The sequence below is a fragment of the Krasilnikovia sp. M28-CT-15 genome (assembly GCF_047159595.1).
Classification (GTDB): Bacteria; Actinomycetota; Actinomycetes; order Mycobacteriales; family Micromonosporaceae; genus Actinoplanes.
In genome coordinates this window covers 6,852,249-6,867,930 of record NZ_BAAGAK010000001.1, presented here as the reverse complement: position 1 = coordinate 6,867,930, position 15,682 = coordinate 6,852,249, and the positions used below count along the sequence as shown (strand labels likewise).

9 protein-coding genes, 1 tRNA gene and 1 pseudogene are annotated in these 15,682 nt (G+C 71.7%); all 11 read left to right on the top strand.

The window, feature by feature from the left end:
* The first annotated feature begins 5 nt into the window (after positions 1-5).
* Complete coding sequence (locus ACMCNO_RS31450) at positions 6-4,523, top strand: beta-ketoacyl synthase N-terminal-like domain-containing protein (RefSeq protein ID WP_412753049.1); 4,518 nt, start codon at positions 6-8, stop codon at positions 4,521-4,523.
* Between the two features lie 17 nt (positions 4,524-4,540).
* A complete protein-coding gene (locus ACMCNO_RS31445; RefSeq protein ID WP_130509270.1) occupies positions 4,541-4,837 on the top strand; it encodes an acyl carrier protein in 297 nt (98 codons plus the stop codon).
* Entirely contained in the window at positions 4,834-5,604 is a 771-nt protein-coding gene (locus ACMCNO_RS31440; protein WP_412753048.1) for an alpha/beta fold hydrolase, read from the top strand. Before ACMCNO_RS31445 ends, ACMCNO_RS31440 begins: the two co-directional genes overlap by 4 nt.
* A gap of 15 nt (positions 5,605-5,619) precedes the next feature.
* Entirely contained in the window at positions 5,620-6,555 is a 936-nt protein-coding gene (locus ACMCNO_RS31435) for a hypothetical protein (RefSeq protein WP_412753047.1), read from the top strand.
* A gap of 62 nt (positions 6,556-6,617) precedes the next feature.
* Positions 6,618-8,261 (top strand): hypothetical protein, encoded by a 1,644-nt coding sequence (locus tag ACMCNO_RS31430; RefSeq protein WP_412753046.1) that lies wholly within the window; start codon positions 6,618-6,620, stop codon positions 8,259-8,261.
* 12 nt (positions 8,262-8,273) lie between these two features.
* Positions 8,274-9,971: a hypothetical protein gene (locus ACMCNO_RS31425; RefSeq protein WP_412753045.1), complete on the top strand. Its 1,698-nt coding sequence runs from the start codon at positions 8,274-8,276 to the stop codon at positions 9,969-9,971.
* A gap of 136 nt (positions 9,972-10,107) precedes the next feature.
* A complete protein-coding gene (locus tag ACMCNO_RS31420) occupies positions 10,108-11,934 on the top strand; it encodes a hypothetical protein (RefSeq protein WP_412753044.1) in 1,827 nt (608 codons plus the stop codon).
* 112 nt (positions 11,935-12,046) lie between these two features.
* Positions 12,047-13,063, top strand: a complete 1,017-nt coding sequence (locus tag ACMCNO_RS31415; protein ID WP_412753043.1) for an alpha/beta hydrolase family esterase — start codon at positions 12,047-12,049, stop codon at positions 13,061-13,063.
* A 34-nt stretch (positions 13,064-13,097) separates the two neighbouring features.
* Entirely contained in the window at positions 13,098-13,928 is an 831-nt protein-coding gene (locus tag ACMCNO_RS31410; protein WP_412753042.1) for a helix-turn-helix domain-containing protein, read from the top strand.
* Between the two features lie 46 nt (positions 13,929-13,974).
* Positions 13,975-14,046 (top strand) — tRNA-Gln (locus tag ACMCNO_RS31405).
* A gap of 84 nt (positions 14,047-14,130) precedes the next feature.
* Positions 14,131-15,678, top strand: a pseudogene (gene glmU / locus ACMCNO_RS31400) (bifunctional UDP-N-acetylglucosamine diphosphorylase/glucosamine-1-phosphate N-acetyltransferase GlmU); the annotation flags it as partial.
* Between the last annotated feature and the right edge of the window lie 4 nt (positions 15,679-15,682).

Genomic DNA, 15,682 nt, shown 5'->3' with positions numbered 1-15,682 from the left:
CACGCATGCAGCCCATCGCGATCGTCGGGATGGCGGCGCTGTTCCCCGGCGCCGCCGACCTGGACCAGTACTGGCAGAACCTGGTCGCCGGCAAGGACCAGATCACGGACGTTCCAGCTGATCGGTTCGACGCGTTGTTCTACGACCCTGCGCACGCGGACCGCCCCGACCGGCTGTACTGCCGGCGCGGCGGGTTCCTCGACGAGCAGGCCGTGTTCGAGCCGCTGAAGTTCGGGATCATGCCGAACTCGGTCGGCGACATCGAGCCGGACCAGCTCATCGCGCTGGAGGTGGCGGCCGCGGCGGTCGCGGACGCGGGCGGCCCGGACCGGATGCCGGACGCCGACCGGGTCGGGGTCATCCTCGGCCGCGGCGGCATCCTCAGCCCCGCCGCCGCCCGGTACGCCCAACGCGTCCGCATGTCCAGCCAGGTCATCGGCATCCTGCGGGAGCTGATCCCGGACCTCGACGAGGAACGTCTCGACCTGGTCCGGGCCCGGTTCGACGAGCGGCTCGGCAAGCACCAGCCGGAGGGCACGATCGGCCTGGTGCCGAACCTCGCCGCGTCCCGGGTGGCGAACCGGCTCAACCTGCGCGGGCCCGCATACACCATCGACGCGGCGTGCGCGTCGTCGCTGCTGGCGGTCGACCAGGGGATGACAGAGCTGGCCGCCGGGCGGCTCGACGCGGTGCTGGCCGGTGGCACCCACCACGTGCACGACATCAGCTTCTGGTCGGTGTTCAACCAGCTCCAGGCGCTGAGCCGCAAGGGTGACATCCGGCCCTTCGACGCGGACGCGGACGGCGTACTGATCGGTGAAGGCACCGGAATGGTCGTGCTCGAGCGCCTCGCCGACGCCGAGCGCGACGGCGACCGCGTCTACGCGGTGATCCGCGGCAGCGGCACGAGCAGCGACGGCCGGTCGGCCAGCATGTTCAACCCGGCCAGTGCGGGGCAGGCCCTGGCGATCCGCCGCGCGTGGGAGGCGGCCGGGCTCGACCCGACCGCGCCGGACGCGCTCGGCCTGCTGGAGGCGCACGGCACCGCCACGCCCACCGGTGACGCGGCCGAGCTGGCCACGGTCGCCGAGGTGTTCGGCCCGCACACCGGCGGCGAGCGGCCGGTCATCGGCTCGGTGAAGTCGATGATCGGCCACGCCATGCCCGCCGCGGGCATCGCCGGTCTGATCAAGGCGACCCTCGCTGTGCACCACGGGGTGCTGCCGCCCACCCTGCACTGCGACCACCCGCGCGCCGAGATGGCCCGGACCAGGTTCCAGCCGATCGGTACCGCCCGCCCGTGGCAGAGCACCGGCCCGCGCCGTGCCGGGGTGAACGCGTTCGGCTTCGGCGGCATCAACGCCCACGTGATCATCGAGCAGCACGCGGGCCCGGTGCCGGTCGAGGTCGCCGAGCCGGACAAGGTCATGTGGCTGGCCGCGGACACCCCGGCCGCTTTGGGCGAGCTGCTGGCCGCACCGGACGCGATCGTGCGCGGTCTGGAACAGGCCGGGACCCTCGACGGCGGCCCGGTCCGCATCGGCATCGTCGACCCCACCGACCAGCGGCTGGCCGCCGCCCGCCGGATGGTCGCGCGCGGCGAGCCGTGGCGCGGTGGCCGCGACATCTGGTTCACCCCGCGGCCCCTGCTCGGGCCCGGCGGCGGCCGGCTGGCCTTCGTCTATCCCGGGGTGGAGGCCGAGTTCGCCCCCCGGGTCGCGGACGTGGCCGCCCACTTCGCACTGCCGTACCGGGAGTTCAGCGCGGACGACCTCGGGCAGCACGGCACCGGACTGGTCGAGGTCGGCACGCTGCTGGACGCCGCGTTGCGGCGGATGAACGTACGGCCCGACGCGGTCGCCGGGCACAGCATCGGCGAGTGGACCGCGGCCGCGGTCACCGGCCAGATGAGTACGCAGGGAGTGGACGCGTTCCTGCACCTGTTCGACGCGGACACGGTCGAGGTGTCCGGGTACGCGTTCGCCGCGATCAGCGCCAGCGCCGAGACCGTGCTGCCGCTGCTGGACGGGTATCCCGGTGTGCTGTTCACGCACGACAACGCGCCCGCCCAGTGCGTGGTCAACGGCCCGCGCGAACAGGTGCAGCGGCTCGTCGACGACCTGCGCGCCCGCAACGTCCTGTGCCAGCTGCTGCCGTTCCGGTCGGCGTTCCACACCCCGGTGTTCGCGGAGGGACTCCAGGCCATCGGCGCGGCCATGGGCCGGTGGGAGGTGCACCCCACGGAGGTGCCGGTGTGGTCGGGCACGCTGGCCGCGCCCTTCCCCAGCGACCCGGACGAGGTCAACGCGCTGTTCATCCGGCACATGATCGAGCCGGTCCGGTTCCGGCAGACGGTCAACGCCATGTACGACGCCGGGATCCGCGTGTTCCTCCAGGTCGGGGCCGGGCAGCTGGCCACCCTCATCGACGACAACCTGCGCGACCGGGACCACCTGGCCATGCCGGTCAACGTGTCCCGGCGCAGCGGGCTGGACCAGCTGCGGCGGGTCGCCACCGCCCTGTGGGTGGACGGCGGCGCGCCGGACCTGCGGGTGCTCGACCCGTCCCCGGCAGCGGCCCGTCCGGTCCCGGAGCACCGGGTCGCCGGTCCGGCGCAGCGGCGCGGCCCGGCGGTCCGGCTGGACCTGGGCGGCACCCTGGTCAAGCTCGGCGAGGGCGCGGCCGACCTGCTCGGCATCACGACACACGGGAGCCGGCGCTCGCCCGCCCAACCAGTCGCAGCCGCGCCTTCCCAGACCGCCACCCGACCGGCGTCGACCGTGCCCGCCCAGGGCGCCGCACCCACGGTCGACGCGAAGGTGGAGGCGCATCAGGCCGCACTGTCGGCGCTGAACCGTCTCGCGGGGAACTCCAGTGCCGCCCGGGAACTCGCCGCCCTGTTGGAGGAGACCGCGAATGACGCGGTGACCGTGCTGAGCGCGGCCGCCGCTGCCGACACGCGTCGCAACCCCACGGTGCCGACCGCTGCGGCAGCTACGGCACCGGCGGCGCAGACCGCCGCGGGCGACGACGTAGTTCTGCGGACCTCGCTCGATGTCTCCGTCGAGCGGATGCCGTACCTGCGCGACCACTGCTTCTTCGTGCAGCCGGACGACTGGCCCAAGGTCGAGGACCGCTGGCCGGTCGTGCCCGCCACCACGGTCGTCCAGCACATGATGGACGCCGCCGAGCAGGCCGCACCCGGACTGCGGGCGGTCGCGGTCCGCGACGCCAGGTTCAACCGCTGGCTGATCGCCGCCCCGCCGCAACGGGTCGACATCACGGTCCGCCGCGCCGGCCCGGACCAACTGACCGTGGTGTTCGGCGGCTACGCCCGCGCCACCATCGAGATGGCGGTCCAGTACCCGCAGCCGCCCGAGGCGCCGTGGACCCACGACCCCGGCACGGAACGTCCGCCGACGATCAGCGCGGACCAGATGTACGCCGAACGCCTCATGTTCCACGGCCCGAAGTTCCAGGGCGTCACGGCGGTGTACGCGCTCGGCGACATGCACGTACGGGGTCAAGTCACCGCCCCGGTCCCGCCGGGGGCCCTGCTGGACAACGCCCTCCAGCTCATCGGCAACTGGCTCATCACCACCCAGCCGATGCGTACCGTCGCCCTGCCGGTGGGGCTGCGGCACGTCCGGTTCTTCGGGCCGCCGCCCGCGCCGGGCACCGCGTTCGACTGCGTGGCCCGGGTCCGCTCCATCACCGACGGCGAGCTGATCGCGGACACGCAGCTGTCGGCCGGTGGGCGGGTGTGGGCGCAGATCGACGGCGCCACCGACCGGCGCTTCGACAGCCACCCGACCGCGCGGGCCTGCGAGCGTTTCCCCGAGAAGTACCCGATGTCGCAGCGCCGCCCCGAGGGCTGGACGCTCGTCTTCGACGCGTGGACCGACCTGGTCACCCGTGGCATGGCGGCGCGCGGCATCCTCGGTGGCGACGCCGCGGCCGAGTACGAGCGGATGCCGGGTGCACGCCGCAAGCAGTGGATGCTGGGGCGGATCGCGGCCAAGGACGCGGTGCGGTTCCGGCAGTGGGACGCCGGGCACACCGACGTCTACCCGATCGAGCTGACCGTACGCAATGAACCGTCCGGACGGCCGTACGTGGATCTGCGGCCCGGCCGGGGCTTCGTGCCCGGCGTGGTGTCGATCGCGCACACGCAGGAGGTCGGCGTCGCGATCGCCGGACCGCCGGGCGCCGAGGTCGGCATCGACGTCGTGGAGATCGCCCCCCGTGACGACGCCACCCTGAAGTACGCGCTGACCGACGCCGAACGCGCCCAGCTGGGGACCGACACCGACGTGGCCCGTGTCTGGGCCGCGAAGGAGGCCGTCGGCAAGGCGCTGGGCACCGGCCTGGACGGCGCCCCGCGCCGCTTCGCGGTGTCGCTGGCCGACGGCACGGTGACCGTGGACGGCCGGAGCTTCCCGGTGGCCTTCGCCGAGATCGAGAACCCACCCGACCTGCCGCCGCGCCGCTACGTCGTGGCGTGGACCCCGCCCCAGCGATGACAAAGGAGAGCACCGCCATGCCCTCGAACCCGACTGCCGTTCTCGCCGACGTCGACGCCCTGCTCCGCGCGGTGCTGGGCGACTTCGGCCCCGACGCCGAGATCACCATGGACACCACGTTCCGCGACGACCTGGGGATGGAGAGCCTGGACGTGGTGGCGCTGGCCGGCCGCCTCCAGGCCCGGTACGGCGACTCGGTGAACTTCGCGCTGTTCGTCTCCTCGCTCGACGTCGCCTCGATCGGCGAGCTGACGGTCGGGCAGCTGGTCGACTACATCGCGCAGTCGCTGGAGAAGGTGCCGGCCGCGTCATGAGCCACGTGGTGGTCAACGGCGTCCGGGTGCACGTGGAGGAGGTGCCGCCGGTCGGGGAACGGCGCGGCACCGCCGTACTCATTCACGGCATGACCTCGGACAGCATGGCGAGCTGGTTCCTCACGCTCGCCCACCCGCTGGCTGCGGAGGGCCTGCGAGTGCTGCTCTACGACCTGCGCGGGCACGGCCACAGCGACCGGCCGCCCACCGGGTACGCGCTGGACGACTTCGTCGACGACCTGGCGGGGCTGCTCGAACACTGGGGGGTCGACGAGCCGGTTCACCTGTTCGGCAACTCGTTCGGCGGCACGATCGCGTTCGCGTACGCGGCCCGGCACCCGGACCGGGTCGCCGGGATCGTGGCGGTCGAGTCGGCGCCGCCCACCGCGGCCTGGTTCGGCCGGATGGCGCGGCGGCTGGCCAGCGCCGCGGAAACCCTCGCGGACGCCGAGGCGGTGGCGCACAGCCGTCCGCTGATGGCGCGCCGCGTCCGGGACGCCTCCGCGCTGCTGTCCGACACCAGCGTCGGGCAGGAACTGCCGAACAGTGCCCTGCCCGACCCGGCCCGGCTGGCCGCCATCGACTGTCCCGTGCTGTGCCTGTACGGCGCGGACTCGGCGGTGAAGGAACTCGCCCCGCTCACCCAGCGGCTGCTCCCACAGTCGGGTCACGTCGTCATCGACGGCCAGAAGCACACCCTGCTCATCAAGGCCCCCGACCAGGTACGCGCCCACGTGCTGCCCTGGCTCGCCACCCCCGTCCACTAAGGAGACCCCGCGTCGATGGACCGCGCCATCATCATCAGCAACGGCCGCTGCGGCTCGACCATGCTGTCGGATCTCATCGTCGAGGAGCCGGAGACCTGCTCGGTGCAGGAGTTCTTCATGTCCGTGGCGATGTGGCACCGCAGCAGGGAGATCCTCACCGGGCCGGAGTACTGGGACGTGCTCAGCGGGCCCAAGGAGGAGCTGTCGCTGCTGTTCCGCATCGGGGTGCCGCCCAAGGAGGTGCGCTACCCGGCGACCGGCCGCTTCGCCGGTGACCTGCTGAAGCTGCCCCGGATCATGGCCATCACGCTGGCCAAGCTCACCGACGACCCGGACACGCTGTTCGACCGGCTGGGCGAGCGGGTCCGTCAGTTCCCCCCGCAGCGGATCGGCGCGCACCACGAGGCCTTCCTCGACCTGCTGGCCGAGCTGACCGGCAGGAAGCGCTGGGTGGAACGCTCCGGCGGTTCCAGCCAGGTGGCGCCGTCGCTGCTGGAGAACCACCCCACCGCCCGGATCGTGTACCTGACCCGGGACTGGGCGGCCACCGCCCGCTCGATGAGCCGGCACTCGGTGTTCCAGCTGGTGCAGCTGCGGGTGGAGGCCGTCGGCCGGTACGGCGTGGACCCGCTGACGGTGCCCCCGGGCACCCCGGTGCCGGACGAGCTGGCTCCGTACCTGCCGGACCGGCTCACCGCGGAGCTGCTGAGCGAACGCGGCAACGACCTCAAGCGGTTCATGGCCCTGTGCGCGTTCATGAGCAGCCAGGCCGAGCAGATCCTGGCCGACCGGCCCCCCGCGCACCTGCACCGGATCGCGTACGAGGACCTCGTGGCGGACCCGGTCGCGCGGCTCACCGACCTCGGTGAGTTCCTCCAGTTCGCCGACCCCGCGGGCTGGGCCGCGTCGGTGGCCGGCCGGGTACGCAGGCCGGAGCACGTCGCCGCGTGAGCACGTGAGACGTGTGAGCGGGCAGTGGTTGTCCGCATCGACATGAAGGTGGGTGAGACGGCATGAACGGCCTGGCTGTCATCGCGGCCGCAGTCGTGCTCGGGGCGCCGGCCGCAGCAGCCCCGGTGTCCCCGGCCGCCGGGGTGTCCGCGGACGTCACATACACCCGTGCGTTGCTGGGCAAGGCGCAGCCCGACGAGTGTTTCGCCGGGATCGGGCAGCCGTATCCGCCCGGGCCGCCCTGCGCCCAGGGCCAGCCCAAGGTCAACCAGGCGTACGTCTGGGGCCTGGTCCGGACCGGACGCCGGGTGTGGTTCGGCACGGGCGCCAACACGCACTGCCTGACCAGCGGTGCCAACCTCGGCACCACGAAGCCGGTGGTCAACGACGACTACGTCTGCGAGTTCGGGGAAAGCCAGGTCGCCCGCACCGACCCGGCCGTCCCGGACGCCCTGGGCGACGTGCGCCCACCCCAGGTGTGGCTGCACGACACGGGCACCGGCACGCTGGTCAACAAGTCCGCCGAGATCAGTACGGCATCCGCCGCCGATGCCCGCCGGCTGCGCAGCACGCTCGGGATGCGGGCCGCCGGCACCCTCGACGGCGTCGTGCTGTTCGGCGGGCCGTCGCTGCACAGCGGGCTCAACCTGTTCGCCTTCGACGCGGTCACCGGCCGGTTCCTGGGCTCTCGCACACTGCCGGCGTACGGCAACGCCCGCACCTTCCTCGCCGCCGAGGGCGCCCTCTACCTGGGCGTCGGCATCGGGCCGGGCGGCGGTCGCGGTGGCGCGGTGCTGCGCTGGACCGGCAACCGGCTGGCCCCGTTCGCCTTCGTGAAGGTCGGTGCGCTACCCGCCCAGGCTGTCGACCTCGCGTACCACGAGGGCCGCCTCGTGGCCACGACCTGGGCCACGAACGACCCGGCATCACCGCAACAGCTCGCCGGGGTGTGGGCCAGCCCGCCGCTGCCGCTGACCCGGTCCGACACCGACGGCTGGACGCAGGCGTGGAACGTGGCCGGGTACGAGCCGGACCCGCTCATCGAGCGCACGTACGGGCTCGGCGGGGTCGCCTCGTACGGCGGCTGGGTCTACTGGGGCACCATGCACGTGCCGCTGCAGGCCACCCTGCTGCACCAGGCCACGTACCCGCAGGACACGGATGAGGCGAAGCGGGCGCAGATCAGGTACACCCAGCGCGCGACGAGCCTCTGGCGGGGCCGCGACCTGGGCCTGCCCACCCAGCAGATCGAGCTGCTGTACGGCGAGCCGACGCTGCCCGCCTACACCCCGGGCGCCGGTTGGTCGCCCGTGGCGACCGGCTCGAACCCCCGGTACGGCAGGTCCGGCTTCGGCAACGCGTACAACAACTACACCTGGCGCATGGCCGTCGCGGGTGGAGGGCTGTACGTCACCACCATGGACTGGAGTTACCTCGTCCACGATCTCAGCGCCGAGGCACCGCCCACCGACCCGGCGCTCTGGGGCGCCGACCTGTGGGCCTTCCCGTCCGCTGACGAGCCCGCCCGGCCGGTCGACACCACCGGCCTCGGCAACTACCTCAACTACGGCATCCGCAACCTGGTGCCGGACGGCGAGGCGCTCTACCTCGGCACGGCCAATCCGATGAACCTGCGTACCGACCCCGGCGACGACGTCCCCGAGGGCGGTTGGGAACTGATCAAGCTCACCCCTGCTTCTTCGTGAAGGGACCACCCCGTGAGCACAACCCTGCGCCGGCTGACCACCGCGGTCGCCGCGCTGGTCGTCACCGTCGGCGTCGTGGCCGCCCCGGCCCGCGCCGCCGACCCCGACCCGTACACCTTCCACCTGCTCGCCAAGGCCAAGCCGGACGAATGTTTCCACGGCATCGGCCAGCCCTATCCCGCCGGCCCGCCCTGCGCGCAAGGCCAGGCGAAGGTCAACCAGTCGTACGTGTGGGGCCTGACCCGGGTCGGCAACTGGGTCTGGTTCGGCACCGGCGCCAACGTGCACTGCCTGGTCAGCGGCGCCACCCTCAACGTCGCGGTGCCGGTGGTCAACCCCGACTACGTCTGCGAGTACGGCCAGAGCCAGACCGTCCGCAACGACCCCGACTTCCCCGCCACGATCGGCGACCAGCGCCCACCCCAGGTGTGGCTGTACGACGCGCTGACCCGGCGGGCCGTCGACAAGAGCGGCGAAATCCGGGCCAAGAGCGCCGACGACGCGGAACGCCTGCGCACCACGATCGGCCTGCGCGCCGCCGGGAACCTGAACAACGTCGTCCTGCTGGGCGGCCCGGCGCTCGGTGACTCGCTGAACCTGTTCGCGTTCGACGCGCGCACGAAACGTTTCCTCGGCTCGGTCAACCTGCCGCAGTACGGCAACATCCGTACATTCCTGGTCGCCGACGGCGCGCTGTACCTCGGGGTCGGGGTCGGCACCAACGGCTCGGCGGGCGGTGCGGTGCTGCGCTGGACCGGCAGCGTCCGCAACCCGTTCGCGCTGCAGACCGTCGGCACACTGCCCGCCCAGGCCGCCGACCTCGCCTACCACGACGGCCGGATCGCGACCACCACCTGGCCCGCCGAGCAGCCCAGCAGCCCCGCGCAGTTGGCCGGGGTCTGGCTCAGCCCGCCGCTGGCCGACGGGCAGCCCGGCCTCAACCCGGAGGACGCGAACGGCTGGCGGCAGGTCTGGCACGCCCGCCAGTACGAGACCGACCGGGTGGTCGCGGCCACCTACGGCGGCGGGGGCGTCGCCTCGTTCGGCGGCTGGCTCTACTGGGGCACCATGCACGTGCCGCTCAAGTCCACCAAGGTGCACCAGGCCGTGTACCCACAGGCCACCGACGACGCGAAGGCCGCGCAGGTGAAGTACACCCAGCGCGGCATCAGCATCTGGCGCGGCAGGGACCTGGGCCTGCCCACCCAGCAGATCGAGCTGCTGTACGGCGAGTCCACGCTGCCCGCCTACGACCCGGCGACCGCCACCTGGAACGCCGTCCCCACCGGCTGGACCCCCAAGTACGGCAGGACCGGCTTCGGCTACCCGTTCAACAACTACACGTGGCGGATGACCGTGGCGGGGAACCGGCTGTACGTCGGCACGATGGACTGGAGCTACATCGCCAACGACATCATGAACCAGCCGTCCGGATTCTCCGCCCGCGACCGCGCGGCGGTCACCTCAGGCATTGACCCCGATGCGTATGGTGGCGACCTGTGGACCTTCTCGTCCACATCGGAGCCCGCGACCCCGGTGAACATCAAGGGGATGGGTAACTACCTCAACTACGGCATCCGCAACATGATCCCGAACGGCAACGGGCTCTACCTGGGCACGGCCGACCCGATGAACCTGCGCACCGATCCCACCGACGACGTACCCGAGGGCGGCTGGGAGCTGATCAGGCTCGACAGATCCTGCCCGTAACCCCCAGACGTGGGCGGGCGGCGACCCACGACGCCGCCCGCCCACCCCCGGCCCCGCACCCCGCGAGGCCCGAACCTCAGCGCCCGCCGCCACCGCGGAGGGCGCTCGTTGCGCTCCGCGGAAAGGGAAGATGTTCATGAAAATAACTCCGACCGCCACCCTGCGCCGGGTGGCGGCGGTGGGCACCGTCCTCGTGCTCGCCGCGGGCTGGCCGGCCACCCCCGCCGCCGCCCACCCGGCCCGCGATATCAAGATTCCCTTCATCAGCAACCTCACGGATCTGGTCCGCCGCGCCGTCGACGGCCAGGTCCGGCTCCCCACCCCCGGCAACGGCGGGTACCGGTTCGACCTGCTGGCGAAGGCCAAGCCCGACGAGTGCTTCGGCGGCGTCGGCCAGCCGTACCCCGCCGGGCCGCCGTGCAAGACCGGCAAACCCAAGGTCAATCAGGCGTACGTCTGGGGCCTCACCCAGGTCGGCAAGACCGTCTGGTTCGGCACCGGCGCCAACGTGCACTGCCTGGTCAGCGGCGCCACGCTCAGCTACATCAAGCCGACCGCCAACGACAACTGGACCTGCGAGTACGGCGAGAGCCAGTCGTCCAAGGCCGACGACGCGATCCCCGACTACCTCGGCGACATGCGCGCCCCCGAGGTGTGGACGTACGACACCACCACGAAGAAGTCGGTCAACAAGTCCGCGGAGATCCGCGCCAAGTCGCCCGACGACGCGCTGCGCCTGAGCCACACCATCGGGCTGCGCGCCGCGGGCAACATGGGCGACGTCGTCCTGCTCGGCGGCCCCGCGCTCGGCGACACCCTCAACATGTTCGCCTTCGACGCGACCACCCAGCAGTACCTCGGCTCGTTCACGTTCGCGAACTACGGCAACATCCGGACCTTCCTGGTCGCCGACGACGCCCTCTACCTCGGCGTCGGCATCGGCCGCAACGGTTCCGCGGGCGGCGCGGTGCTGCGCTGGTCCGGCGACAAGACCAACCCGTTCGCGTTCACCACGGTCGCCTCGCTGCCCGTACAGGCCGCCGACCTCACGGTGTACGACGGCCGGATCGCCGCCACCAGCTGGCCCGCCGAGCAGCCCACCAGCCAGCTCATGCTGGCCGGGCTGTGGATCAGCCCGAAGCTCGCCGACGGCTCTCCCGGCCTCAACCCCGAGGACGCCACCGCCTGGAAGCAGGTCTGGAACGCCCGCCAGTACGAGCCCGACCGGGTGGTGTCGGCCACCTACGGCGGCGGCGGGATCGCCGCGTTCGACGGCTACGTCTACTGGGGCACCATGCACGTACCGATGAAGTCCAGCATGGTGCACGCGAACGTCTACCCGCCCGCGGACAAGGAGGCGGCCAAGACCCAGGACGTCAACACCCAGCGCGCGGTCAGCATCTGGCGCGGCAAGGACCTGGGCCTGCCCACCCAGAAGATCGAGCTCGTGTACGGCGAGAAGACCCTGCCCGCCTGGGACCCCGCCACCAGCACCTGGTCGCAGAAGTCCACCAACTTCACCCCGCTGTACGGCAAGTCCGGCTTCGGCTACCTGTTCAACAACTACACGTGGCGGATGACCGTCGTGGACAACAAGCTGTTCGTCGGCACCATGGACTGGAGCTACCTGGTCAAGGACCTGCTGCAGGGCGCCGCACCCACCGCGCCGGTCAACAAGTTCGCCCGGCAGGCCATGGCCGACCCGGACTCGTGGGCCAAACCACTCATCAAGCCCAGCCAGTTCGGCGGCGACCTGTACATGTTCCCCGACAGCAACTCGCCCGCGGTCGCGGTCAACAAGCGCGGCCTGGGCAACTACCTCAATTACGGGATCCGCAACATGATCCCGGACGGTTCCGGAGGCCTGTACATCGGCATGGCCAACCCGATGAACCTGCGTACCAAGCGCCTGGACGCCAAGCCCGAGGGCGGCTGGGAGCTCATCAGGATGACCAGTCGCTGATCGCCGTCGGGCGGCCGTCGGTCGCCCGAGGCCCGCAAGGGCTGGGCGAGGTTTCGCCCAGCCCTTGCCCTCCTCTTACCTGGCCCGAACATCCACAGGAGACGATGCGACGGTGAGAACCCGAGTCCTCGCCCTGGTTGCCGTCGGCCTGCTCGCTGTCGGTGGCTGCACCGGACACCGCGCCGACCGCGGTCGCCCACCCGCCCCCGGCATCAGCTCGGGGCCCGCGACCACCGGCACCGGCACCCCACCGTCCGGTGGCCCGACAACCTCTTCATCCGATGGCCCGCCCGTCGGCCAATCCTCGGCGACGATGACCGTGGGCGGCGCGGAGCGCACCTACCGGGTCTACCGGCCCGCCGGACTGCCCACCCCCGCGCCTCTGGTCATCGTGCTGCACGGCGCGGCCGGCACCGGCCAGCAGGCCGAGCAGTCGTACGGCTGGGACGCCCAGGCCGACGCCGGGAAGTTCCTCGTCGCCTACCCGGACGGCGTCCGCCGCACCTGGAACGCCGACCCCGACTGCTGCGGGGTGGCCGCCCGTGACAACGTCGACGACGTCGGCTTCATCACCAAGCTGGCCGGATCCTTCGGTGGCCTCGTCGATCCGCGGCGCGTCTACGCCACCGGCATCTCCAACGGCGCCCTGCTGTCGTACCGGCTGGCCTGCGAGACGGACGTGTTCGCGGCCATCGGCCCGGTCGCCGGCACGATGATCAACGACTGTGGGCACCCGCATCCGCTGTCGATCATGCACATCCACGGCACCACCGACCCCACCGTCCCGTACGGCGGTGGGCCCGGCAGACGCGACAACGGCGGCGCGGGCAGCCGGCTCCCCGCCAAGATCGACGGCCCGTCCGTGCCCGCACTCATCGCCCAGTGGCGGGAGATCGACCGCTGCGCGACGCCGGTCGTCAAGACCTCCGGCGCGGTCACCACCTCCACGGCGAGCTGCGCCGACGGGCGCGCGGTCGACCTGATCACCGTCGCGGGGGCCGGGCACCAGTGGCCGGGGTCGCGGCCCGCGCCCGTCGCGCAACGGCTGCTCGGGCTGGACGCGCCGTCGACGGCGCTACGGGCAACGCCGACACTGTGGACGTTCTTCGCGGCGCATCCACGAGCGTGAGTTTCTGTCGTACCCCCGTTCTAACGTATCGACCATGGATGATCCCCGTCGCGCGGAGGCGCGCCGACTCCGGGTTGATCCCGGTCTGTCACTGTCCCAACTCATGCGGCACTTCGGTGTCGGCGGTGCAACCCTGACGGATTGGCTTCGTGGAATTGAGCCGCCGGAGTGGACACGCCGCCCGAACGCCAAGGACCACCTCCGCGAGCGTGCCGTGGCGCTACGTCGCGAAGGTTGGTCGGTCAACGAGTTGGCACTCGAGCTGGGCGTCGCGAAATCGACCGCGTACGCCTGGGTCCGGCACCTTCCGCTGGATCCCGATACCGAACGTGCGCGCCGCAAGCAACAACACGCCGCGATCATGGCCGCTGGGCGGTGGGAGGCGAAGCGCGCGGAACGGGATCGGCGGCGCACTGAGGTGCATGCCCGGGCCGCCGCCACCATCGGCAGGCAGACCGAGCGGGACGCGCTGCTCGTCGGTTCGGCGATCTACTGGTGTGAGGGGGCCAAGTCCAAACCGTGGCGCAGATTGGATCGGCTGACCTTCATCAACAGCGACCCGGGCCTCATCGCGTTGTTTCTCCGCTTCCTTACAGCCTGTGGGCGTGACCGTGACGGGGTCGACTACCGGCTGCACATTCATGAGACAGCCGACGCCGAGGAGGCCGCCGAGTGGTGGTGCCGCGAGTTGGGGCTGCCGCGATCAAGATTCCAGCGACCGACGATCAAGCGGCACGTGCCTGCCACGAGGCGGCTGAACGTCGGTGAGGATTACCACGGTTGCCTGGCCGTTTCCGTTCCTCGATCGGCGGAGCTGTACTGGACGGTGGAGGGAGTAATGGCGGCGTTGACGGACCTGAGATAGTAAGTTCTGGCAATCGAGCGTCGGAGCAGTCCGGGGCCCGAACCAGTCGGCCGTGGTGAAATGGGCATCACCTTCGGTTTTGGTCCGAAAGTTCCGGGTTCGAGTCCTGGCGGCCGAGCATGCCCTGTGGTAAGGCAACGTAGATTTGCGGAGTCCCCCGTCGCGCAAACGATGCCGCGATCTGCCCCGCTGCCTGTGAACAATGGAGTCCCGCGTGAGCCATGCCGAGAGCCGTACCGTCGTTGTCCTTGCCGCCGGTGAGGGGAAGCGGATGAAGTCCGCCACCCCCAAGATGCTGCACCGGTTGCTCGGCCGGACGCTGCTCGGTCACGTCCTGATCGCCGCCGAGGCCGCCGAGGCCAACCGCACGATCGTGGTGGTCGGCCACAAGGCCGACCAGGTCAAGGCACACCTCGCCGAGATCGCCCCCGAGGCGACTCCGGTGCTCCAGGCCGAACAGAACGGCACCGGCCACGCGGTACGCATCGCCCTGGACGCGGTGCCCGACGCGGCCGGGACCGTGGTGGTGCTCAACGGCGACGTCCCGCTGCTGCGCCCGGCGACCGTGGCGGGGCTGATCGAGGCGCACGAGGAGTCCAAGGCCGGGGCGACCGTGCTGGCCGCCGAGGTGGCGGACCCGGCCGGGCTGGGCCGGATCGTCCGCGATGCCGCGGGCAACCTGGAGCACATCGTCGAGGAACGCGACGCCACCGCCGAGCAGCGGGCGATCCGGGAGATCAACGCCGGCATCTACGCGTTCGACGCGGCGCTGCTGCGCGAGGCCCTGGGCAAGCTGTCGACGGACAACGACCAGGGCGAGGAGTATCTGACGGACGTCTTCGCCCTGATGGCGGCGGTGGATCACCCCGTCGGGGTGTACGTCGCCGCGGACGCGCAGGAGACGCTGGGCTGCAACGACCGGGCGGAGCTGGCCGGGTTGCGGGCACTGCTGCGGGACAGGGTGAACACCACCTGGATGCGCTCCGGCGTGACGATCATGGACCCGGCGACCACGTGGATCGACGTGACCGTGACGGTGGAGCCGGATGCGGTGATCGACCAGAACACCCAGCTGCAGGGCGAGACCCGGGTGGCCGCCCACGCGGTGGTGGGCCCGGACGTGACGCTGGTGGACACGGCGGTGGCCGAGGGGGCGACCGTGCTGCGGGCGCACTGCGTCGGCGCGCAGGTGGGCCCGGAGGCGACCGTGGGTCCGTACTCCTACCTGCGGCCGGGGACCAGGCTGGGCCGTAAGGCCAAGGTGGGCGGCTTCGTGGAGACGAAGAACGCCGAGCTGGGCGACGGCGCGAAGGTGCCGCACCTGTCGTACGTGGGGGACGCGGCGATCGGCGCGAAGGCGAACATCGGCGCGGGCACGATCTTCGCGAACTACGACGGCGTCAACAAGCACCGTACGACGGTGGGCGAGGCGGCGTTCGTGGGCAGCGACACGGTGCTGATCGCGCCGGTGGAGATCGGCCCGGGAGCGTACGTGGCAGCGGGCAGCGCGATCGGCAAGGACGTGCCGCCGGGCAACCTGGGCGTGACGCGGGCGCCGCAGCGCAATGTCGAGGGCTGGACGGCGCGTCGCCGGCCGGGCTCGGTGTCGGCCGAGGCGGCGCAGCGGGCCGAGCGGGAGACGGGCGGCGGCGCCCCGGAGTGATCTTTCGGGCCCCTTCGCCGTGAGCCATCCCACCCCGCAGACTCAGCGTGTGGCGGGAAGCTCGTCGCGGGGGATACTGCACGGAACACAC

What these genes read in the sequence shown, in the direction of transcription:
- ACMCNO_RS31445 (WP_130509270.1), top strand. Translation starts at nt 4,541, where the DNA reads ATGCCCTCGAACCCGACTGCCGTTCTCGCCGACGTCGACGCCCTGCTC.
- ACMCNO_RS31450 (WP_412753049.1), top strand. Translation starts at nt 6, where the DNA reads ATGCAGCCCATCGCGATCGTCGGGATGGCGGCGCTGTTCCCCGGCGCC.
- ACMCNO_RS31420 (WP_412753044.1), top strand. Translation starts at nt 10,108, where the DNA reads ATGAAAATAACTCCGACCGCCACCCTGCGCCGGGTGGCGGCGGTGGGC.
- ACMCNO_RS31440 (WP_412753048.1), top strand. Translation starts at nt 4,834, where the DNA reads ATGAGCCACGTGGTGGTCAACGGCGTCCGGGTGCACGTGGAGGAGGTG.
- ACMCNO_RS31410 (WP_412753042.1), top strand. Translation starts at nt 13,098, where the DNA reads ATGGATGATCCCCGTCGCGCGGAGGCGCGCCGACTCCGGGTTGATCCC.
- ACMCNO_RS31430 (WP_412753046.1), top strand. Translation starts at nt 6,618, where the DNA reads ATGAACGGCCTGGCTGTCATCGCGGCCGCAGTCGTGCTCGGGGCGCCG.
- ACMCNO_RS31435 (WP_412753047.1), top strand. Translation starts at nt 5,620, where the DNA reads ATGGACCGCGCCATCATCATCAGCAACGGCCGCTGCGGCTCGACCATG.